18 protein-coding genes are annotated in these 19,581 nt (G+C 67.4%); 5 read left to right on the forward strand and 13 right to left on the reverse strand.

All coding sequences use genetic code 11. From position 1 onward, the window contains the following. The first annotated feature begins 6 nt into the window (after positions 1 to 6). The 4 genes from repA to IAI59_RS19665 are packed head-to-tail and all read left to right on the forward strand — an operon-like array spanning position 7 to position 4,420. Positions 7 to 1,212: a plasmid partitioning protein RepA gene (gene repA, locus IAI59_RS19650; RefSeq protein ID WP_207443964.1), complete on the forward strand. Its 1,206-nt coding sequence runs from the start codon at positions 7 to 9 to the stop codon at positions 1,210 to 1,212. Continuing rightward, complete coding sequence (gene repB, locus IAI59_RS19655) at positions 1,212 to 2,246, forward strand: plasmid partitioning protein RepB (protein ID WP_207415215.1); 1,035 nt, start codon at positions 1,212 to 1,214, stop codon at positions 2,244 to 2,246. Before repA ends, repB begins: the two co-directional genes overlap by 1 nt. 52 nt (positions 2,247 to 2,298) lie before the next feature. Beyond that, the gene (locus IAI59_RS19660) at positions 2,299 to 3,354 is read left to right on the forward strand and encodes a spore photoproduct lyase family protein (protein WP_207443966.1); all 1,056 of its coding nucleotides are present in this window, start codon (positions 2,299 to 2,301) and stop codon (positions 3,352 to 3,354) included. Beyond that, entirely contained in the window at positions 3,344 to 4,420 is a 1,077-nt protein-coding gene (locus IAI59_RS19665) for an SPL family radical SAM protein (protein ID WP_237181241.1), read from the forward strand. The genes IAI59_RS19660 and IAI59_RS19665 overlap by 11 nt, the downstream gene beginning before the upstream one ends. On the opposite strand, the gene mdoH is transcribed toward IAI59_RS19665, so the two are convergent. Genes mdoH through IAI59_RS19715 form a run of 10 tightly spaced genes read right to left on the reverse strand, consistent with a single transcriptional unit; the run spans position 4,408 to position 15,279 of the window. Then, entirely contained in the window at positions 4,408 to 5,970 is a 1,563-nt protein-coding gene (mdoH, locus tag IAI59_RS19670; protein ID WP_207415212.1) for a glucans biosynthesis glucosyltransferase MdoH, read from the reverse strand. The two genes, IAI59_RS19665 and mdoH, sit on opposite strands and share 13 nt — an antisense overlap. After that, positions 5,967 to 6,695: a PIG-L deacetylase family protein gene (locus tag IAI59_RS19675; RefSeq protein WP_207415211.1), complete on the reverse strand. Its 729-nt coding sequence runs from the start codon at positions 6,693 to 6,695 to the stop codon at positions 5,967 to 5,969. Before IAI59_RS19675 ends, mdoH begins: the two co-directional genes overlap by 4 nt. Next, on the reverse strand, positions 6,692 to 7,930 hold the full coding sequence (locus IAI59_RS19680) for a glycosyltransferase family 4 protein (RefSeq protein ID WP_207415210.1): 1,239 nt from the start codon (positions 7,928 to 7,930) through the stop codon (positions 6,692 to 6,694). The genes IAI59_RS19675 and IAI59_RS19680 overlap by 4 nt, the downstream gene beginning before the upstream one ends. Continuing rightward, positions 7,927 to 8,754: a sugar phosphate isomerase/epimerase family protein gene (locus tag IAI59_RS19685; RefSeq protein ID WP_207415209.1), complete on the reverse strand. Its 828-nt coding sequence runs from the start codon at positions 8,752 to 8,754 to the stop codon at positions 7,927 to 7,929. Before IAI59_RS19685 ends, IAI59_RS19680 begins: the two co-directional genes overlap by 4 nt. Next, a complete protein-coding gene (locus IAI59_RS19690) occupies positions 8,751 to 10,229 on the reverse strand; it encodes a YcaO-like family protein (protein WP_207415208.1) in 1,479 nt (492 codons plus the stop codon). Before IAI59_RS19690 ends, IAI59_RS19685 begins: the two co-directional genes overlap by 4 nt. Beyond that, a complete protein-coding gene (locus tag IAI59_RS19695; RefSeq protein ID WP_207415207.1) occupies positions 10,226 to 11,077 on the reverse strand; it encodes an MBL fold metallo-hydrolase in 852 nt (283 codons plus the stop codon). The genes IAI59_RS19690 and IAI59_RS19695 overlap by 4 nt, the downstream gene beginning before the upstream one ends. Further along, positions 11,068 to 12,078 (reverse strand): Gfo/Idh/MocA family protein, encoded by a 1,011-nt coding sequence (locus IAI59_RS19700; RefSeq protein WP_207415206.1) that lies wholly within the window; start codon positions 12,076 to 12,078, stop codon positions 11,068 to 11,070. The genes IAI59_RS19695 and IAI59_RS19700 overlap by 10 nt, the downstream gene beginning before the upstream one ends. After that, positions 12,078 to 13,187 carry a class I SAM-dependent methyltransferase gene (locus IAI59_RS19705; protein ID WP_207415205.1) on the reverse strand — a complete coding sequence of 370 codons (1,110 nt, stop codon included), beginning with the start codon at positions 13,185 to 13,187 and terminating at the stop codon, positions 12,078 to 12,080. Before IAI59_RS19705 ends, IAI59_RS19700 begins: the two co-directional genes overlap by 1 nt. Then, a complete protein-coding gene (locus IAI59_RS19710; RefSeq protein WP_207443981.1) occupies positions 13,184 to 14,044 on the reverse strand; it encodes an HD domain-containing protein in 861 nt (286 codons plus the stop codon). The genes IAI59_RS19705 and IAI59_RS19710 overlap by 4 nt, the downstream gene beginning before the upstream one ends. A 29-nt stretch (positions 14,045 to 14,073) precedes the next feature. Then, complete coding sequence (locus IAI59_RS19715; RefSeq protein WP_207415203.1) at positions 14,074 to 15,279, reverse strand: inositol-3-phosphate synthase; 1,206 nt, start codon at positions 15,277 to 15,279, stop codon at positions 14,074 to 14,076. A 491-nt stretch (positions 15,280 to 15,770) separates the two neighbouring features. Between IAI59_RS19715 and IAI59_RS19720 the strand changes: the two genes are divergently transcribed. Further along, complete coding sequence (locus tag IAI59_RS19720; RefSeq protein WP_207443917.1) at positions 15,771 to 16,787, forward strand: glycerophosphodiester phosphodiesterase family protein; 1,017 nt, start codon at positions 15,771 to 15,773, stop codon at positions 16,785 to 16,787. 54 nt (positions 16,788 to 16,841) lie between these two features. On the opposite strand, the gene IAI59_RS19725 is transcribed toward IAI59_RS19720, so the two are convergent. Genes IAI59_RS19725 through IAI59_RS19735 form a run of 3 tightly spaced genes read right to left on the reverse strand, consistent with a single transcriptional unit; the run spans position 16,842 to position 19,521 of the window. Continuing rightward, entirely contained in the window at positions 16,842 to 17,630 is a 789-nt protein-coding gene (locus IAI59_RS19725; RefSeq protein ID WP_207415202.1) for a transporter substrate-binding domain-containing protein, read from the reverse strand. Between the two features lie 48 nt (positions 17,631 to 17,678). After that, on the reverse strand, positions 17,679 to 18,377 hold the full coding sequence (locus IAI59_RS19730) for a GntR family transcriptional regulator (RefSeq protein ID WP_207415201.1): 699 nt from the start codon (positions 18,375 to 18,377) through the stop codon (positions 17,679 to 17,681). 7 nt (positions 18,378 to 18,384) lie between these two features. Beyond that, positions 18,385 to 19,521 carry a mandelate racemase/muconate lactonizing enzyme family protein gene (locus IAI59_RS19735; RefSeq protein WP_207415200.1) on the reverse strand — a complete coding sequence of 379 codons (1,137 nt, stop codon included), beginning with the start codon at positions 19,519 to 19,521 and terminating at the stop codon, positions 18,385 to 18,387. Positions 19,522 to 19,581: the final 60 nt, after the last annotated feature.

The following is a 19,581-nucleotide window of genomic DNA, read 5'->3' on the forward strand; positions in this document are numbered from 1 at the left end:
AATAGCTTGACCGGCCATCGCAAGCCCGTAGCCGATATCGACACGATCATCAGCGCCCAGGCGCAGGAACTGTCGGAGAAGCTGCAGGAGCACCGGTTGGAGCTCTTCCCACCCGCTGCGGAAAAGCCGATGCGGGCGTTCCAGGCCGCCGAGGTCGCCAAGCTGCTGGGCGTCAAAAGCGGCTACCTGCGCAACCTGTCGCTCGAGGGCAAAGGCCCGGCGCCCAGCGTCACACCATCCGGCCGTCGGTCCTACAGCGCCGCGCAGATCCAGCAGCTGCGGGCCTATCTGGAAGAAACCGGCCGGGCCAGCCGCCGCTACGTTCCGCACCGACGCGGGCTGGAACACATTCAGGTCGTGGCTGTGGTTAACTTCAAGGGCGGCAGTGGCAAGACCACCACCACGGCGCACCTTGCCCAACACCTCGCGCTGACCGGACACCGGGTCCTGGCGGTCGATCTCGACCCCCAGGCCAGCCTGTCGGCACTGCACGGCTTCCAACCCGAATTCGACCTCGGCCCCAACGAGACGCTCTACGCTGCGCTGCGATACGACGATGAAGCGCGGCCGCTGCGGGAGCTGATCCGCCACACCAACTTCCCCGGGCTCGACATCGTTCCCGCCAATATCGAGCTGATGGAGTTCGAATACGACACGCCGCGCGTCCTCGCCTCGCATGAGGGCGGCGCCACGGGGCGGGATTTCTTTGCGCGGCTGGATGGCGCATTGGCGACGGTGGCTGACGACTACGACGTGGTGGTGATCGACTGTCCGCCGCAGCTTGGCTACCTCACCATGGCGGCGCTCTGCACGGCCACGTCGGTGTTGATCCCGGTGCATCCGCAGATGCTCGATGTCATGTCCATGTGCCAGTTCCTGTTGATGCTGGGGGACGTACTCGGGCACCTCAAGGCTGCCGGCAGCCAACTACGCTATGACTGGCTGCGCTACCTCGTCACGCGCTACGAGCCCAGCGACGGGCCGCAAACCCAGATGGTGGCCTTCATGCGCTCGCTGTTCGGCGGTCATGTGCTGACCCACCCGATGCTGAAGAGCGTCGCGATTTCCGACGCCGGCATCACCAAGCAAACGCTCTACGAAGTGGAGCGCCGCCTGTTCACGCCCGCCACCTATGACCGCGCCATGGAATGCCTCGATGCCGTCAATGGGGAGGTCGAGCAATTGATCCATGCAGCCTGGGGACGTAGCTGATGGCCCGCAAAAACCTGCTCGCCAGCCTGACATTGCCAAAGTTGACGGCCGTCAACTCCGAGCCGGCACCCCGAGCGGCGCCCTTGCCCTTCACCAGCCGAGGCGCGGTGGGTGCAGTCACCCGCAGCATTGACGACCTCGCCAGCAAGGCCAACGCCGCTAAGGCTCTGGAAGCGCGGCTGGTATCCGGCCAGGTGGTGGTGGAGCTCAACGCGGCCGATGTGGACGCGTCCTTCATCGCCGACCGCATGTCGCAGGATGACGAGGATTACCGGGTGTTGCGCGACAGCATCGCGCAGGGCGGGCAGGGGTCGCCGATCCTGGTGCGGCCGCATCCTTCCGCACCGGGCAGGTTCCAGGTGGCCTTTGGGCACCGGCGGTTGCGCGCGGCTGCCGACCTCGGCCTGCCAGTACGCGCCGTGGTGCGGGACCTGTCGGACCGTGACCTAGTGCTGGCGCAGGGGCAGGAAAACAGCGCCCGCGCCAACCTGTCCTTCATCGAGCGCGCCCGCTTCGCCCACCGGTTGGAGGAGGGCGGCTATGACCGCGAAACCATCATGCAGGCGCTCAGCACCGACAAGACCACGGTGTCCCGCCTGATCACCGTGGTGCAGCGTATCCCGGCCGGGGTGATCGACGCGATCGGGCCTGCGCCCGCAACGGGTCGCGACCGTTGGACCGAACTTGCCGCGCTGTTCCAGCAGGGCAGGCCGCCCCGCGACGTGGTGCAACGCCTCGCGGCCAAGAGCTTCCGCATGGCGGATTCCGATGCACGCTTCCAGCAGGTCTTCGCCTGGGCGACCGGGCCGCGAGGGGCAGGGGAGGAGCCGCGGATCGCACGGCAGCCAGCGCGAGTCTGGGCGCATTCCAGTGGCGCCCAGGTGGTCCGGGTTACGGGCACGGACCGTGCCACGCTGCTCAGCATCGACACGGCGGTGGCCCCCGGCTTCGACAGCTTTCTGCTCGATCAGATGGAGGAGCTGTATTCGCGCTTCCTGTCCGAGGGTGCCCGAAAGCCGCGCCCTCGGCGCTAGCCATCGCCCCGGCCCCTGTGAAGCCAGGGAGGCGGCACCACATCTGGGAATGATGGCCGCCATTCCACTTGATATCGCCCGCATCTACCTGGAGCCTGCAGTGCCCGACCATGCGCGTGGTCGGGAAATTTTGGCACGATTTCCGAATGCGGAACGCATCCCCGTCGAATCGCATTGGCGCATTCCGGAACTGCGCGATGCGGACCCCGGCGATTACCTGTCCTCCAAACGGCAATCCCTGGTGCTGGGCGTCAAAAAGGGGCTGACCTTCCGCCCCAATGGCCGCAGTGCGGACTTTATCGCTCCGTCCTCCTCGAACGGCTGCGCCATGGCCTGTGCCTATTGCTATGTCGCGCGGCGCAAGGGGCATTCCAATCCCGTCAGCGTCTTCGTCAACATCGATGCGATCCTGGCAGCCACTGCCCGCCATGCTGCGCGGCAAGGGCCGAAGACGGTGCCGGATCAAGTGGACCCCGCCGCCTGGGTCTATGACCTCGGCGAGAACGGCGACCTCTCGGTGGATGCCGGGATTTCGGACAATGTCCGGGACATGGTGGCGCTGTTCCGCACGCTGCCCAATGCCAAGGGCAGCTTCGCCACCAAATGGGTCAATCCGTCATTGCTCGATTACGATCCACAGGGCCGCACGCGCGTTCGCATGTCGCTCATGCCGCCAGCACTGGCCAAGCTTTTAGACGTGCGCACCGCGCCGGTAGCCGAGCGCATCGCCGCCATCCCTGACCTGCATCGCGCCGGCTACGAGGTGCATCTGAACTTCTCGCCCGTCGTGATGCGGGAGGGCTGGGAAGCGGAATGGGGCGCGCTGTTCGATGAACTGGACGACGTCCTGCCCACGCCTATCAAAGATCAACTCGCGGCTGAGATCATCATGCTGACGCATAACGAGGGACTGCACGAGGTAAACCTCGCCTGGCACCCCAGGGCGGAAGACATCCTGTGGCGGCCTGATATCCAGGAGCGCAAGGTATCGGAAGGCGGCGGTGTGAACCTGCGCTACCGCAGGGGCTGGAAGGGCACATGGCTCGCGCGGTTTCAGGCGCTGCTGGCGGCACGGATGCCTTATTGCCGGGTGCGCTATGCTTTCTGACGCCATGGAGGCAACGTACCGCCCGCACCCCCTATGGCGGCCGAAGCGCGTGCTGATCACGCCCGCCGCGCTGTCCTGGCCACAGGGCGCGGCGATGGCGGAACGCGCGGCGGCTCTGGGGGCTGAGGTGGTGCAGCTCAAGGCCGACCGCCTGTCGGGCCTGCCGGACAACTATCGCGACAGCAAGACCACCATGGCGGTGGTGGTCGCTTCGCCCAGCCGGCGGCGGCCGCAGCCGATCCCGCCTTCGGCCGATTGGCGGTTCGATCTGGCGGAAGGCTGTCCGGCGCATTGCAGCTATTGCTACCTCGCTGGCTCGTTAGCTGGTCCGCCCATCATCCGCGCCTATGCCAACCTGCCGGAGATCCTGGCCACGCTGCCGCCGCTGCTGGGCGAGGGGCAGGTGACCTCTCGCAACGCCGCCCGTGCCGGCGAGGGCACCACCTATGAGGGATCCTGCTACACGGATCCGCTGGGCATCGAGCACATCACTGGCAGCCTCGCCGAGACCATCCGCTTTTTCGGTGCCTGGGATGCGGCGGTACAGCTGCGTTTCACCACCAAGTACGACACTATCGGGCCGTTGCTGGCGCTGCCGCACAACCGGCGCACGCGCATTCGCTTCTCGATCAATGCGCGCGGCACCGCGCGGTTCGAAGGCGGGGCGCCGCGCGTCGCCAATCGGCTTGCCGCCATGCGCCAAGCAGCGCTGGCGGGCTTTCGCATCGGTCTGACGGTCGCGCCCATTCTCAACCTGCCGGACTGGCGCGAGGCTTACGACCTTCTGCTGGCTGATTGCGCAGCGGCCCTTGCCGGCGTGCCGGACCCGGACCTGACGGTGGAACTGATTACCCACCGCTTTACCGAAGGCTCCCAGAAGGTGCTGGAGGGCTGGTACCCGGGCAGCGAGCTGGAAATGGACCCTACGCAGCGCACCCGCAAGCTGACCAAATTCGGCTCGGCCAAGTACGTGTTTCCAAAGCCGCTGATGACGGAACTGCGCGCGAGCCTGGAAGCCAGCGTATCCCGGCATCTGCCAGACGCGCGGGTCCTCTATTTCACCTGAGGGCGCGCGGCCGTCAGCACGGCAAAGGGAATGGCGAGTACCAGGCCCGCCGCGGCCGGCAGTCCCAGCAGCAACGCGAAGCCTGAGCCACTGCTGAACAACAATCCCAGAACCAGCAGCCCCGCCAAAGAGTGCGGCCACAACAGCGTCGCCGCCTCACGCCAGGGCACCGGGGTTTCGGCCCGTCGCTGCGCCGGCCAGCCATCCTGAGACAGCCCTAGCAAGTGCGACAACACGACTTTTGTTTTGTGAAAAGCGATGATGGGGTCAAACAACAATAAAAATACAGCTTCGGACAGCGCCAGCTTCAGATAGGCGGCGCGGCCTTCCGGTGGGCCCTGCCACAGCGCCGCGGCGTGCCCGCCCAGACGCGGCAGGTGCAGCAGCCCGTAGCCGAGAAGCAGCAGAGCGAGCAGGGCACCGCGCGGCGTCCCCTCTGCGTCCAGGGCGGCGTTCAGCGCAGCCAGGGGCAACATGGCGAACCAGGATGGCGCCAGCACGTAATGCAGGATGGCCTGCAGCATCTGGAAGCGCCCGACGCGGCTGAGCGACCGGTCGCGCAACAGGCTGCGGTACTGCAGGTTGCCGGCGGCCCAACGGCTGTCGCGTGCCAGATAAGCCAACAGATCGGGCGGCGGCGACTCCAGGCTGCCATCGGCCGCGAGGTCCGGAAAAACACGTACGCCCCAGCCTGCGGCGTGCAACCGGGCGGCTTCCACGTGGTCGTGTGACAGGATATGCGTGCCGTCCGGCAGCAGACCCAGGCGGCAATGCTGCCGGAACGGAGCCACACGTAATACCGCGTTATGGCCCCAGAACGGGCCCTGGGCACCCTGCCACCAGTCCTGGCCTAGGATCCAGGTTTGCACACCCGCCCGGTGGCCGACGTTGAACAAGCGGCCGAAGGACGCGGCGGCAGGGCGGCCGCTGACGGGCGCCTGCAGAATGGCCAGCTTGGCATCGGCCTGCATGGCATGGACCATCTGCAGCACGGCGGCGGGCGTCATCTCGGAATCGGCGTCCAACAGCAGCATCAGGTCGAAGCCGTCGGCGTGGTGGTCCAGAAAGTCCATGACGTTGCCAGCCTTGTAGCCGGCATTGTCGGAGCGGCGGCGATACCGAACGGCACGGCCAGTCTTGACGAAGGCATCGACCACCGCCTGCTCGGCCTTCGCCCGGGCGGGGTCCGTGGTGTCCGACAGGATGGCCAGGGCGAAGCGGTCGCCATGCGCGGCCAGCCCGTCCAGTAGCCGGGCCAAGGGGGGCAGCACGGCATCCATCGCCTCGTCTCGCACGCATACGGCGATGGCGGTGCGCAACATGGGTGGGGCCTGCGGAATGGGCACGGGCGTTCGGCCGCGCAGGCGCAGCAGCAGCCCGACCAGCCCCGTGGCGCCGGCCAGCGCAATCCAGGGTGCATTCAGTGCCAGACACAGGAACAGCAGCATTTCCCATACTGACCAGCCGCCCGGTGCCATCACCCGCACGCCGAGCAACAAAAGTAGTCCGGACAGACCGAGCGCCAATGTGGCGAAGCCAAAGCGCCTCATGCGGCTGGCATCGTGCCCTGCAGGCGGGCGACCTCACGACCACCTGTGGCGTCCAGCGCCCGCGCCAGCCCGGCCGCGCCGCCGAACTGAAAGCCGAGCTGCGTGGCGTAGGCGGCGCAGGCTGCCAGCTTGGCCGCCGGATCGGTGGGGAGAGGCACTTCCGGCAAGCTGGCCAACACATCCTCGAACGGCCGGCGCGGCGTGTCGGCACGGGTGGTGTAGGGGAAGTCGTACCACCACAGGATGGGTGCGGAAGGTGCCAGCGCCTGAACGGCGCGCACCAGCATCACATGGTCCACATGGCCGCCGATCGCCTGTGGCACTAGCAACAGGTCGGGCTTCAGATCCCGCAGCAACGGGGCCACGACATCGCACGCATCCCCGTCCGCCACGTCTCCGGCATGCGGCGGTTGAAACAAGGCGGCGGCGCTGGTGTAGCCGCGGTGAGGCGCCTCGCGCAGCGGCAGGTGCATGGCACGCGCGCCCAGCGCCGCACAGGCGGCCTCGTCCTCCGCCCGGCGGATGGCCATGTAGTCCACGTCCGCCGGGAGGCCCTTGTCGAGTTGGCAGGCCAGGGCGAAGCCTTGCGGGTCCGGCACGCTGGCGGTGAACAGCGTGGCGATCACGACGTCCCAGCCGTCCTGTGCCAGACGCGCCAGGGCCCCACCGGCGGAAAAGGCGGCGTCGTCGAGATGCGGGGAAAGGGCTAGGGCGCGGCCCGTCACAGCAGGTGCGGCGCCGCGCGGAAGCGGCATTCGGATATCGGCAGCACGGGGTCGAACCCCGTGTCAGGCGCGGTGCCACGCAGCGTCTCGTAGACGTCCATGATCTGTCGGCCGACCGCATGCCAGGAATAGGTAGCCCGGCACTCCTGAAGCGCCGTGCTGGCAAGTCTGGCACGCAGCGGTACATCGGTGATCACGCGGCGCAGGTTGGTGGCCAGGGCCGGCACGTCGCCTGGCTCGCATAACAGCCCATTCTCCTCGTGCCGCAGGCAATCCATCACGCCCACCGCGCGGCATGACACGCAGGTGATGCCGCTGGCCATGGCTTCCAACACCGTGTTGGAGAATCCCTCCGCATAGGTTGGGGACACGAACACGTCCTGCTCGCGGTACAGCGCGGGGGCGGCGGCGTAGTCGGCATAGCCGGAAAACCGCGTGCCGAGCGCCAGTTCCGCATCGCGCGCCACGCAGGCGTCGAAGTCGGGGCCGATGCCGGAGATGGTGGCGGCGAAGGGAACGCCCTGCTTTCGCAGCAGCGCCAGGGCATCCAGGAAGTCGAGGGCACCTTTCCGCCGGTCCACGCGGCCGTGGTAGAACAGCCGCACCGGATCGGTGGCATCGCCCGGGGCGCGGCCGGGGGCGGGGTGGAAGCGATCGACCTCGACCGCACCGGGCACGATGGTGAAGCGGTCGCGCGCCACGCCCAGGCGTTCCACGACCTCGTTGGCAAAACTGTCGCAGCCGATCAGCAGGCGGTCGGCATGGTTCAACACGCGCAGCATCGCCTGGCGGTGGGTTTCGCAGCAGGAGCCGACCCAATGGCCGTCGCCGCCCTGGATGGAGACCACGGTGGGAATACCGATGCGCTGCGCCGCCAGCAGCACTGCCCAGCCGGTGGGGTAGCCGTATTGCGCGTGCAGTACGTCGAAGGGCTGGCGCGCGTGCTCAGCCAGGATGGTCTCCACCATGTCGTCCACGTCGCGCTCGAAATCGGCGCCGCCGGGGTGCGCGAAGGCTTCCTCGCCCAGCGAGCGGCGGCCGATGACCCGCACGCCCGTCACGTCGGGCGGCGGGCCGCCGCCATAAACGCGGGTACCCGCTGCGTCACCGCGATACTGGCTGATCATGGTGACATCATGCCCCGCAGCGACCAACTCCCGCAGCAGGTTGACCGCATAGACGCTCATGCCGGAGATGGCGGGAAAGAAGCGGCGGGACAGGAACAGCACCCTCATGCGGCGCGGCAATCCCGGAGCCAGGCGCGCGACTGCGGGATCATGCTGTCCGCCCGATGGCTTTCCCGAGACAGCTCGACGCAGACCAGGCGGGCAAAACCGATCTCTTCCAGCGCACCGAGGCAGGCGGGAATGTCCATGTCGCCTTCGCCGAAAGGCAGGTGGATATGGCTGCCACGCGCCATGTCCTCGATCGCGACCGTGCCGAGATGCGGCGCGAACTCGCGTACCGCCGCCGGGGGTTCGCGCTCCCCCGTCACCAGCAGGTGGCCGAGGTCCAGCGCCAGGGTCAGCCCCGGCAGGTCCAGTGCCGCCCAGTCGTCCACGGTTTCCACCAGCATGCCCGGCTCCGGCTCCAGCGCCGCCGCCACGCCGCGGGCGTGGGCGTGCTCCAGCACCTTGGCCACACCGTCGCGCAGCCATTCCCGGGCCTGCGCCGGCGTCACGCCCGGGCGCGGCACGCCCGCCCAGAAGGACATTGCCTCCGCACCCAGGATGGCGCCGATATCGGTCGCGCGGTTGAGAAAGGCGACGCGCCGCGCGCGGCCTTCCTTGCTGGCCGTCAGCAGCGTGGGCTCGTGCTTGATGCGCGGATCCAGCAGGAAGCGCGCCCCGGTCTCGATCACGCAGCCCATGTTCCGGGCGGCCAGGTCGCGGGCCAGCGCTTCGGCCCTGCGCTCCCAGCCATCTTCCATCGGGTCGAGGTGGTGGTGATCCAGCGTCAGCGCGACACCGTCGTAGCCGCCATCGGCGATGATGGCGACGGCATCGGCTAGGCGGTGATTCGCCGCACCGTTGGTGTTGAAGGCGAAGCGCAGGCTCATGCCGGAACAGGCTCCCCACGGCGTTGCGCCAGGACCATCTGAGCAGAGAAGGTGCCCGTTTCGCGATACATCGGATACAGGCTGCCGACGATGCGGTCGGCCAGGGCGGCATCGAACCAAGCGGGGCCGCCGCACTTCGCCTCGTCCTCAGGGCGCAGCAGCACGCGCTTGGCACCCTCACGCGCGGCGTCCAGCACCAGCGGGTCGCGGCGCGCGCGCAACCGGCGCACGCCGCGCCAGCCGATGCGATGATAGCTCATCGTCTCGGATTCCAGCCCCGGGACAATGACCTTGACCACCTTGACCGCCCCATCGGGGGGCGAACAGTCGACGTAGAGCACCTCCAGCCCTTCCGCCGCCAGCCGCTCGACCAGCAATGCCAGCCGGTCAGCGGAACGGGCGATGGCGGCCGGCGGCACGGTGGGCAGCGACGAGAAGGGGCGGCGGCTGCGCTCCGAGAACACGGTGGGCGCGAGGCGCGCGCGCAATGCCGCCGCGTCCTGCTCCATCCATTCCACCATGGCGTCAATGGCGCGCTGCTCCTCCTCGTCCAGCATGGCGACGGCGAGCTGACGCTCGACATAGTCACGCGGCAGCGCTTCGCGCAGCATCGGGATGGGGCCGTGCGTGGCGGCCTTGCGGGCGCGCGAGCCGCAGAACTCCAGCAATGCCTTGCGCAGATTGCGCTCGCGGTCCGGACCAACCGCCTCGCCACAGGCGGTCACCTGAATAGGCGCCACGGGCTCGCCTTGGTCATCGCCCACCACGTAAAGATTGGCCATGCCAAAATCATCCGCCGCCAGCTTGGCGGTGACGTTGATGCCGAGCCCGCGCAGCTTTTCCAGCAACTCGCGCACCGCGCGGTCCTCGACCTTGTCCAGGTCCACCACCACGCCCTGGTCCAGCGCACGGTAGGATACGACGTTCCCATCGCGCTGCAGCGCTTCCATGATACCGTGCGCGACCGCATGCTCAAGGTCGAAGCCGGCACCGAGGCCGTTGGTGATGGGCGTGATCAGCTTCGGCGCCTCGCCAAGCTGGTAAGGGTAGGCGGCAACCCATTCACGCGGCACCAGCACCGGCTCGCCGGACGGCCAGCGGCGCGCCTCGATCCAGGGAAGCACGGTGTCGGCAGTGTAGTCGGAGCCGGCGGGCAGGCACAGCGTCAGGGGGTCGGCCACGGCGCGGTCGCGTGACAGTTCGGCGTAGCTGCCGGTGACACGGGGGGCCTTGGCGACATGCGCGCCGCAATGCACCTCTTCGCACAGCTCGCCCAGTGCACCGACCTCGGCCTCCACCTCCGAGAAACCGTAGCCGAAGCCGATGGTCGCCGGCTCGTTCTCCAAGATCAGGTTGGCCTGCACCACGGGAATTCCGGTACGGTCCAGGTGGTCGATGCGGAACACCGAGACATGGGACTGGGCGGGCATGGTGGCGCGGAAGGCATCTGCCACCCGGCGCAGTTCGTCGCTCATGCGGTCTGGCTCCTCGCGCGCTGGCGCAGCTCGTCCATGGGGATGTGGCGCACGCCCGGCGGGCCGCGCAGCTGGTCGTCCAGCACCGCGACGGCGATCTCCGTGGTGATGCCGGGCGCGTACTCGAAGGGTGTGCACACCGTGTCGAACTCCACCGAACCGATGACGTCGCGATACTTCCGAACTTCGCCCGGTGACAGTGGGATGTCCTTGTGGAAGGCCTTATGGGTGGATACGGCAACGTTCTCGCCCGCCTCGCCCTGGTCGATCTTGAAGGCGTCGCCGCAGAACAGGATGCGGCGGCCGGCATCGTGCAGCACCGCCTGGCCCTCGTAGTGGCCACCCACATGCATCAGCGTCTGCCCCGGACGCAGCTCCAGAGCTTCGTCATAGGGCCAGGTGACGCGAAAGGCCTTGGTCATCCGCAGGTCATCCTTCTGGATGGCCATCACCTCAGGCTGGAACACATCCTGCAACTGCCACAGCGCGCCATAGCCGTGGCAGTGGCTGGCGGCGAGAAAGCGAATGCCGCCAAGCCGGTGGATCTCGTCCAGCATCTCCGGCGTGTAATATGGCGCGGCCTCGAAGGCGATGTTGCCATCCGGATGCAGCAGAAGCCAGCCGGTGCCATTCAGGCCGAATGGGGGGGAGGTGGTGAAGGCCACCATGTCCCGCTCCAGCCGTTTCCAGGAGCCGGTGAGCTTGGCCGCCACCTCCTCCTCACGCAGGAAGTGCCAGCCGTCATGCGGCAGGTCGTTGCGCGTGTCGTCGCAGACCGGGCAGGTGCGCGGCTCGAAATGCTTCTGCCAGAAGCCGCAATTGGCGCAGGCCCAGGGTGTCAGCGGCATGCGGGATCCTCTGCATAGGCGCGGTGGAGAAGCTGCATGGTGTGCAGGTCGCGTTGCGCGTTGAAGAAGCCGTCGTCGCCCGCCAGCACCGCGCGCGAGAAGGCCGCCATCTGCCGCGTGAAGGGCGAGGCCTCGGCGTCCGGTATGTCGAGCGGCGCGACGTTGCCTGCGTCGTCCGTCACGGTCACGTGGCCGCCGGCGTCCTGGCCCATGGTGTTCTCGGCCACCACCTGGCCGGCGGAGCCCAGCACTTCCAACCGCCGGCGCGGCAGCGCGTCGGGGCAATTATAGGCCACGTGCAACTGCACCAACACGCCGCCGGCCGTGCGGCCGATCAGCAGCGCGCCGTCATCCACCGGGTAGGACTGCACGCGGCGCTGCGTCAGGGCGGCGATCTGCTGCACCGGTTCGCCGAGCAGGAAGTCAGCGAGGTCCAGCCCGTGCGGCGCCAGATCCATCAAAGCGCCGCCGCCGGCGCGCGATGGGTCAGCGCGCCAGTTGTCACCCTCGCCCGTCACGGTCCAGCCGGCAGCCAGCCAACAGGCATAGGCGATGCGGATGACGGTGGGCGTGCCGATGCGCCCGGCCAGGATGGCCCCGCGCATCGCCGCATGGGCGGGGTGGTGGCGCTGGTCGAAGGCGGTGCCGAGCAGAATGCCGCCGCGTTCCGCCGCTCCTACCATCGCCCGGGCATCGGCCAGCGTCGCGGCCATGGGCTTCTCGCATAGCACCGGCTTGCCGGCCGCCGCCGCGGCTTCCACGGCGGCGCGATGCAGATGATTAGGCGTGGCGACGTAGATGGCCTGCACGGCCTGATCCGCCAGCAGCGGTTCCAGGGTGTCGTACAGGGCGGCGGTGGGGTGCGAGGCTCCGGCCGCCGCCAATGCCGCCGGCGTTGGGTCGCAGACCGCACAGACCGTATCCCCGGCAGCCAGGATGGCAGGGGCCGCGTAGTCACGCGCCACCCAGCCATATCCGACGATGCCCCAGCCGATCCCCATCACCAGCGCTCCGGCAGATCGAGCAACTCGCGCCGCAGCGCCAACCCGGCGGTCTGCGGACCGGCCGTCGCGCGATCCGGCACGGTGGAATGCGCAGGGTAGGTGGCGCGGGGACCGTATTCGCGGCCGTAGCGCTCGGACGGCCAGACGATGGCGCCGTCCCGGTACAGCGGGTTGCGGCGCAGCGCAGCGCCCGCCAGCGGCAGGGCCAGCAAGCCCTCGACAATGCGCGGCGGCGCTGCCGCCGGGCCGGCCACCACGGAGAAGGCCTCCGCGCCGCGCAGCGCGGCCGGCGCGGCCGGGCAGGGGGCGCGCTGCTCAATGGCGGCGCGCGTCAGCTCGGCATCGTCATACACGGTGCCGTCCGGGAACAGCGTGGCCAATGCCTCGGCATCCAGTGCCGCGCCGGCGGACAGGTTGGGCCATTCGCTGTTGTGCACATGGCCGATGGTCAGCAGGCCACCATCTCCCGCCATGCGACGCAGCCGTGCCAGGATCGGCCCCTTGGGTTCCAGGAAATAGAAAGCGTCGTGGCAGGCCACGAGGTCGAAGCGCCGATCCTCGGCAATTGGCCAGGGCTCCATCGCGGCGTCCAGGCAGATCAACTCCGCCTCTGGCGCCACCCAGTGCCGCGCCACCCACAGCTTGGCGAAGACCACGTCCGCCCCTGCCACGGCCACGCCACGCTGCGACAGGGCGCGCAGGTAGTGGCCGATGCCGCAAGCCAGCTCGAAGGCACTGCGCGGGCTGGCCCAGTGCGCTTCCATCAGGGCCAGCCCGGCCAGGAAGGTCGGATCGCTCCAGCGGTGCGCGAAGTAATCCGCGACGGGTCCCCAGGCCAGCAGACCCATGGCGTCCCGCAGCGTCAGCGTATCACGTTCGCGGACCAGACGACGCAAGGCCTCCGGCTCGGCAGTCGGGCCGCGCCACCAATCGTCCTGGTCCGCCAGCAGCAGGACCAGCGCTGCCTCGCGCTGGCCGGCATCCAGCAGCGCCAAGGCCTCCGCCGCCAAGTCGGGGCGGGACGCGCGGGCAAAGACGATGCCGTCTATCACCGGCCAGCGGCGGCCCTGAGTGTCGCGCAGCGAGTGCGGCGTGTCGGGTGTCACGCCGCCAGGCCCACGGCAGCCAGCAGCTGATCCTGGAAGTCCTTGACGGGGCCTTCGTGAACCAGGGCCATATCGTTCAGCACGTACCCCATGCTGGCCTTGCCAGCCCGCAGGTGCTGCTCGATCTGCAGCACGCGATCCAGCGTATCGGCGGCATGGAATGCGCGGCCTTCCGCCGTTCCCGCATCGGGCAGGATAGTGCGGGCCTGTCGCACAGCTTCGGCCAGCGGGGCCGGCAGTTCCGCCATGGCGTGTTCCGTAGCGCGGGCGAAGGCCGGTTCCAGATGTTCGCCCAGCAACACCTCACCCGCGAAGCCTGAATCCGGGATCAAAGCGTTGTGCAGGTGATGCGCCAACGAGGCCAGGAACACTGGCGCAGGCCGGGCGCCGTAGACCGGTGCCAACAGCACGCCATAGACGGCGACCATCAGGCAATGCTCGGCATGGTCCTCCGGCGGCTCCAGCAAAAGGCGCGGACGGCCTGGGCAGGTGACACCGGCGCGTGGCTGCCGCGCCAGCAATGTCGCGAACCGAGGCGGGGTGCCGGTCGTCAAAGGTTCCGGCATGCCAAGAGAGAAGTCTGGCAGCTCCGCTGTGGCTTCCCGCAGCGCCCGGTCGAGGATCGCCTCTGCGTCAGCGGGTGGAATAGCCAGCTCGGCCAGCACCGTGCGGTCGATATCGCCCAGCCGGGTGGCGGCCAGCGCGGCGGCGGTCGTGGCGCGCATCACCGCCATTGGTGACTGCCCGGCCACCAGGGCGCTCCAGGCAGCGGCAAACAGCCGCTGCGCGATGGAACCCTGGTGCGCCGCGGAGCGGATACGCTTCAACTCACCCAGCTCACGCAGCAGGCCCAGCATGGCGGCCGGCGGCGCGACAGCCGCAGCGCTCAATGCGAGGAAACCTGCGGCGCCCCCAGCCAGTCCATCAGCATGGTTTCCTGCACGTGGAAGGCGTGCTCCGGCATGTTGCCATTGGCCACCATGGGGGCCTTGAAGAAAATCGACAACTGTTCCTGCACGCCGCCATCACCGCGCTGCTGCGCGAGATCCAGAACACGCGCGATCTCCAGCGCCAGTGGCGCGGCCAGGACGCTGTCCTTGCACAGGAAGTTCACCTTGATCTGCATGCGATGGCCAAGAAAGCCAGACACGTCGATGTTGTCCCAGGCTTCCTTGTCGTCGCCACGCGGGCGGTAATAGCGAATGTCCACCAGATGGTCCTCGACATGGTAGCCGAGGATGCTGTCCAGCACGCTGCCCTTGGTGTCGAGCTTGCTCTTCAGGCTGTCCGGGTCGCGCAGCGCCTCGCCATCGCGGTTGCCCAGAATGTTGGTGCTGAACCAGCCGTCCACGTGCAACGCGCGCGCCCGCAGCGCGGGCGCCAGCACGGTCTTCATCATGGTCTGGCCGGTCTTGCCGTCCTTGCCAGCGATCGGCACGTTACGCTGCTTGGCGAACTGCTTCAGGGCCGGTGCATCGGCGGCAAGCGAGGGCGTGAAGTTGCCATAGGGCACGCCGCTCTCGATTGCTGCATAGGCATAGAGCATGGCCGGGCCGATGCACGGGTCGTCGCTGTCCAGCGCCTTCTCGAAAGCCTCGATGGAATTCAGTGCCGCCTCGTCGCCCGGCGTGCGTTCGGTGGAGGCCAGATTGATCATGACGATGCCGTCGGCCTTGCTGGTTTCGCGAAAGCGTTCCAGGTCGGCGGCAATGGCCTTGATCGCGGCGCGGTGGCCAGGTGCCTCATGCTTGTTGGCGCCGTCCACGCCGCGGCAGAATTCACCGCTGCCGACAGCAGGCCAGGGGCGGATGGCAGCCAGTGCATCACCCGTCTCGGCCAGCTGCGCATCGTTCAATACGCGGTGCTGACTGGCGGCCAGTGACAGGTCCGAGCCATCCAGGTCCCAGCCGCCAAAGGTCATATCGCGGTACTCGGCTAGGCCCGGGACGCTGACTTCGGCGAGGGGCAGGCCTTCCAGACGGTTGCTGCCGCGTCGGATCACTTCGATCCCGGCCACTGCGGTGGTTGCCACCGCGCCCCCCAGTCCAACCACCGCCACGCCCAGCCGCCGCCCGGTACCCGTCATCGACATGATGAATCATTCCAAATTCTTGCTTTGCGATACTTGGGTTGGTTCGGAATTGTGCCAATCACAAGAACGTGTTATCAAACCGTATTCGCCCAGCTAACCACGAGCTTGGCATTCCGAAGCTATGTGATCAGCCCGGATCGCGGTACGCCGCATGACCCGATAGTGACTTCGCTTAGCGCGCAGCTCGCATCGCAACTACGCAAGCATGTACCTGTGTCATTCCGGAAAATGGCGCTCTGAATTTTTGCTGCGCCGCACCATTAGTCTAACCTGAACTCACCGCCTGCCAGGGCCCAGCGCCAAACGATTGACGACGGAAATTCGCGTTGAGGGAAAGCGCAAATAGTTGCCGTGAAATTTTACACGTTCACGTGACTGTAATAAAAGTGTCCCGCCACCCCATTGTTTTACTGTGTTTTTAAGTTATGGCCCAGTTATTGCTCAATCGATGCCTGTGCGGATCTGCCGTGCATGCAACGAGAGATAGTCAAATGCAACTTCGTCTTGTCACTTTGGCCACGGTGCTGTTGGCCGCCGGTGCTGCGCACGCCGCGCCGATGACGCTGAACGGCGACCGCCCCGTCATCGTTAGCCATCGCGGCGCCAGCGGGTACCTGCCTGAGGAGACCATCCAGGCCTACCAGCTGGCCATGTCGATGGGAGCGGACTACATCGAAGGCGATGTCTATCTGACCGCCGACAAGGTGGCCGTGATGCTGCATGACGGCACGCTGAACGCCACCACCAACGTCGTGGCCTATGCTGCCACGCACCCCGAGATCGCGGCGCTGCGCTCGGCCAATGGCACTTACGACGTCACGAAGTTCACTCTGGCCCAGCTCAAGGAGCTGTCGGGCACCTGCCGCGTTGCTGCCGGCTACTGCACCGACCGCACATACTTCAACCCGAACACCTCCTACACGCTGGCCACCTACGGCGAATTCCTGGATCTGGCCTACAACAACTACCTGACCACGGGCACCCAGGTCGGCGTGTTCCCGGAAGCCAAGCAAAGCGGGCTGGCCGTGGCGGAGGCCATCCTGGCAGGGCTGAACGACCCCAAGTACAACGGCTACTTCACCACCATGGGCAATGCCCTGACGCAGTCGTTCGACGCAACTCAGGTCAGCTACCTGAACGCAAACTCTGACGTGCCGGTCAGCTATCTTGGCGTTTGCCCGACCACGGACACCGCCGCCCGGTCCATCGCGGCCATCGCGGACGGTATTGGCCCGTCGCGTGGCCAGGTCACGGCCGCCTGCGCGGGCGCCGCGCACCGCGCCGGCCTGACGGTCATCCCCTACACCTACACCAACGACCCGGCGCAGTACGTGACCGCCTACAACCAGGGTGTGGACGGCGTGTTCACCAACTATCCTGACCTGGCCGGCACGGTGCGCGATCAGGTGTTCCCGCCCGCGCCCACCCCGGTGCCGGAGCCGTCCAGCCTGGCGCTGATGGGCATGGGTCTGCTGGGCCTCGTTGGTCTGCGCCGCCGCAAGCGCTGACGGCGCGCCGGTGCCGGCCCCCGGCCCCTCCCGCGGGGCCGGCACCGCCTTTGCTCAGCTCAGCATCACGGCGGGAAGCTCCGTGCCGTTGTAGCGCTTGAAGATCTCGCCCAGCTTGCCGTTACGCAGATTGGCGTGCACCCATTCGTTGACCGCGACGCGCAGCTTGTCCTCGCCCTTGCGCAGGCCGATGGCATAGGGGTTGGTGCGCATCACCAGCTTGACCTCGAACTGCCGCCCGCCGCCGCGCTTGTTGGCGGCATCCATGATCTGCGGCGAGGTCGCCATGATATCGACCTGCCCGGACACCAGTGCCGTGATCAGCGTCGCGTCGTCATCGAAGCGCACGATCTGCGCACCGGTGTTGCGGTCAGTGAATTCCTTGTCGTTGGAGCTGCCACGCGTCGTGCCGACACGTTTGCCCGCCAGCACCGCGTAGTCCTTGATCTCCATGCCGCGTGGCGCCGCCACCACGACCTGGATGACGCCATAGGGGTCAGAGAAATCAACCACCCGCTTGCGCTCCTCCGTCACGGAAAATGACGCGATCACCAGGTCCGCCTTGTTGGTCAGCAGCACGGGAATGCGGTTGGGCGCCGTGGTTTGCAGCAGCTCCAATTCCACGCCCCAGTCCTTGGCCAGCAGCCGCGAGGTCTCGACATCCGAGCCGGTGGGCTGCATCTGCGCGTCCGTCATGCCGAAGGGCGGTGAGCCCAGGTCCAGCGCAACGGTCAGCTTTTTGCGCGCCCGGATGGTATCCAGCGTATCGGCCATCGCCGGGCGGGCGAGGCCGGACGCGATGACGAGCCCGGCGCCGGCGCCGAGCAGGGTCCTGCGGTTCATTCCTGTGATCCTCCGTGTTGCGGCCGAGGTGGTCGCGCGGCCGTCGCGTCAGGAAAAGATGTCGGAATGCCGGGTGAACAGCGTTTCCCGGAAGTCTTCCAGCATCCTGAGATGGGTGCGCAGCAGCGCTTCCGTTTGTGGAACGTCGTTGCGGCGGATGGCGGCCAGGATGGCGCGGTGGTGCTCCACCGCTTCCGCCTCGTGCCGCGCCTCGCGCAGTTCCAGAAAGCGCAGCCGGTTGAGGTGTGCGCGCATGTGGTTGACGATGCCCAGCAGCGTGCTGTTGCCGGACAGGCGGATGACGGTGTTGTGGAAGTCCTCGTCCAGCCGCATGAAGCCCAGGTGGTCGTCCTGGCGGACGGCTTCCGTTTGTGCGGCGATGCACCGCTCCACCGCACCGGCCGCGCGCCGGTGGTCCGGGTTCACCTCGTCCCAGCGGCGCGCCACCTCGGCGAAGGCGCCGATTTCGAGGGTTTCGCGCACGAACTGGGCTTCCCGCACCTTGGCGGCGGACAGCATCGATACCTGCGCGCCGCGCTGTGGCAGGATGCGCAGCAGGTCCTCCTGCGCCAGGCGGAAGAAAGCCTGGCGCACCGGAGTGCGGCTGACATCGAACTCCGCGGCCACGGCGTTCTCCGAGATCATCGCGCCGGGTCGCAGGGCCAGCGACACGATGCGGCGGCGCAGCTCCTCATAGATCACGCCGTCCAGCGTTTGCCGCTCGGCCAACAGGTCCCCGGCCCGCATGGCGGCGCTACTTGCTGCCGCCGGAGAAGCTGCCTCGCACGCGCTCTGGCGTCAGCGCATGGGCCTGCACGGCATCCCAGTTCAGCACGATGCCATGGCCCGGTCGCTCGCTCGGAACGCCCATCCCGTCTTCGACGCGGATCGGCTCCTGTAACAGGCCAAGCTCGGTCAGGCTGCCGCCAACCACGTCCTCAAGCATGAAGGCATTCTGTACCCCGCACAGCAAGGGCAGCGACAGTTCCATCATGTAGTGTGGTGCGACCGGCTTGCCGAAGGCATTGGCCATGTGCGCGATCTTCAGCCATTCCGTGATGCCGCCGACAAAGGCGACGTCGGCCTGCACATAGTCTACCGCCTCGGCCCGCAGGTACTGCAGCACCTGTTGCTTGCTGTAGAGGCTTTCCCCCAGCGCGATGGGCGTGCGGATCGCGCGCTTCAACGCGGCATGCGCTTCCACGTCCTGATACAGCGTCGGCTCCTCGATCCAGCCGAGGCCGAGGCCGTCCAACCGCGCGCCGTTGACCAGCGCTTCGGAAGCGCTCCACTTCTGGTTCAGGTCCACCAGCAGCCTGCCGCCACGGCCCAGTCGCTCCTGCACCCGGCGGATGCGCTCGATATCCTCCTCGATGTCGTCGCGGCCGATCTTGATCTTCACGGTGTTGAAGCCGCGCGCCTTGTAGTCGTCCACGCGGCGCAAGAGGTCAGCCACGGTATCGGCGCTGCTGAGGTTGATCTCGCTGACATAGGCAGGAACCCGATCCCGAGCCCCGCCCAGCAGCTTGTGCAGCGGCAGGCCGTGATGCTGGGCGATCACGTCCCAGACCGCGATGTCGATCGCGGCCATCGCCATGGAGTTGACGCCGAGCCCGAGGCGCCGGGACTGCCGGTGCATGCGTGCCCAGATGCGCTCGTAGTCCAGCGCATCCATGCCGACCACAAGGTTGGCCAGGTAATCTTCGATCAGGGCCTGGATGGCGGTGCCGCCGATGTCCACCGTGTAGCTGATGCCCGTGCCGGTCAGGCCGCTGCTGGTGCGCAACTCCACGAAGATCAGCTCCAGTCCCTGCACCTTGTTGGTCGCGTCCTCCCAAGGCGTGCTGGGCGGCAGCCGGCAGCCCTTCACCGTGATGCTGTTGATCTTCATGGTCTTGCTGTCACCACCCAGGCCTTATCATAAGCATCCTAGTAAACTAGGATACAAGTT

The sequence above is a fragment of the Roseomonas haemaphysalidis genome (assembly GCF_017355405.1).
Taxonomy (GTDB): Bacteria; Pseudomonadota; Alphaproteobacteria; order Acetobacterales; family Acetobacteraceae; genus Pseudoroseomonas; species Pseudoroseomonas haemaphysalidis.

Bases quoted from the DNA above. Each gene is read 5' to 3' on its own strand.
- repB (WP_207415215.1), top strand. From the start codon at position 1,212: ATGGCCCGCAAAAACCTGCTCGCCAGCCTGACATTGCCAAAGTTGACG.
- IAI59_RS19660 (WP_207443966.1), top strand. From the start codon at position 2,299: ATGGCCGCCATTCCACTTGATATCGCCCGCATCTACCTGGAGCCTGCA.
- IAI59_RS19665 (WP_237181241.1), top strand. From the start codon at position 3,344: ATGCTTTCTGACGCCATGGAGGCAACGTACCGCCCGCACCCCCTATGG.
- mdoH (WP_207415212.1), bottom strand. From the start codon at position 5,970: ATGAGGCGCTTTGGCTTCGCCACATTGGCGCTCGGTCTGTCCGGACTA.
- IAI59_RS19680 (WP_207415210.1), bottom strand. From the start codon at position 7,930: ATGAGGGTGCTGTTCCTGTCCCGCCGCTTCTTTCCCGCCATCTCCGGC.
- IAI59_RS19685 (WP_207415209.1), bottom strand. From the start codon at position 8,754: ATGAGCCTGCGCTTCGCCTTCAACACCAACGGTGCGGCGAATCACCGC.
- IAI59_RS19690 (WP_207415208.1), bottom strand. From the start codon at position 10,229: ATGAGCGACGAACTGCGCCGGGTGGCAGATGCCTTCCGCGCCACCATG.
- IAI59_RS19695 (WP_207415207.1), bottom strand. From the start codon at position 11,077: ATGCCGCTGACACCCTGGGCCTGCGCCAATTGCGGCTTCTGGCAGAAG.
- IAI59_RS19700 (WP_207415206.1), bottom strand. From the start codon at position 12,078: ATGGGGATCGGCTGGGGCATCGTCGGATATGGCTGGGTGGCGCGTGAC.
- IAI59_RS19710 (WP_207443981.1), bottom strand. From the start codon at position 14,044: ATGCTGGGCCTGCTGCGTGAGCTGGGTGAGTTGAAGCGTATCCGCTCC.
- IAI59_RS19715 (WP_207415203.1), bottom strand. From the start codon at position 15,279: ATGTCGATGACGGGTACCGGGCGGCGGCTGGGCGTGGCGGTGGTTGGA.
- IAI59_RS19720 (WP_207443917.1), top strand. From the start codon at position 15,771: ATGCAACTTCGTCTTGTCACTTTGGCCACGGTGCTGTTGGCCGCCGGT.
- IAI59_RS19725 (WP_207415202.1), bottom strand. From the start codon at position 17,630: ATGAACCGCAGGACCCTGCTCGGCGCCGGCGCCGGGCTCGTCATCGCG.
- IAI59_RS19730 (WP_207415201.1), bottom strand. From the start codon at position 18,377: ATGCGGGCCGGGGACCTGTTGGCCGAGCGGCAAACGCTGGACGGCGTG.
- IAI59_RS19735 (WP_207415200.1), bottom strand. From the start codon at position 19,521: ATGAAGATCAACAGCATCACGGTGAAGGGCTGCCGGCTGCCGCCCAGC.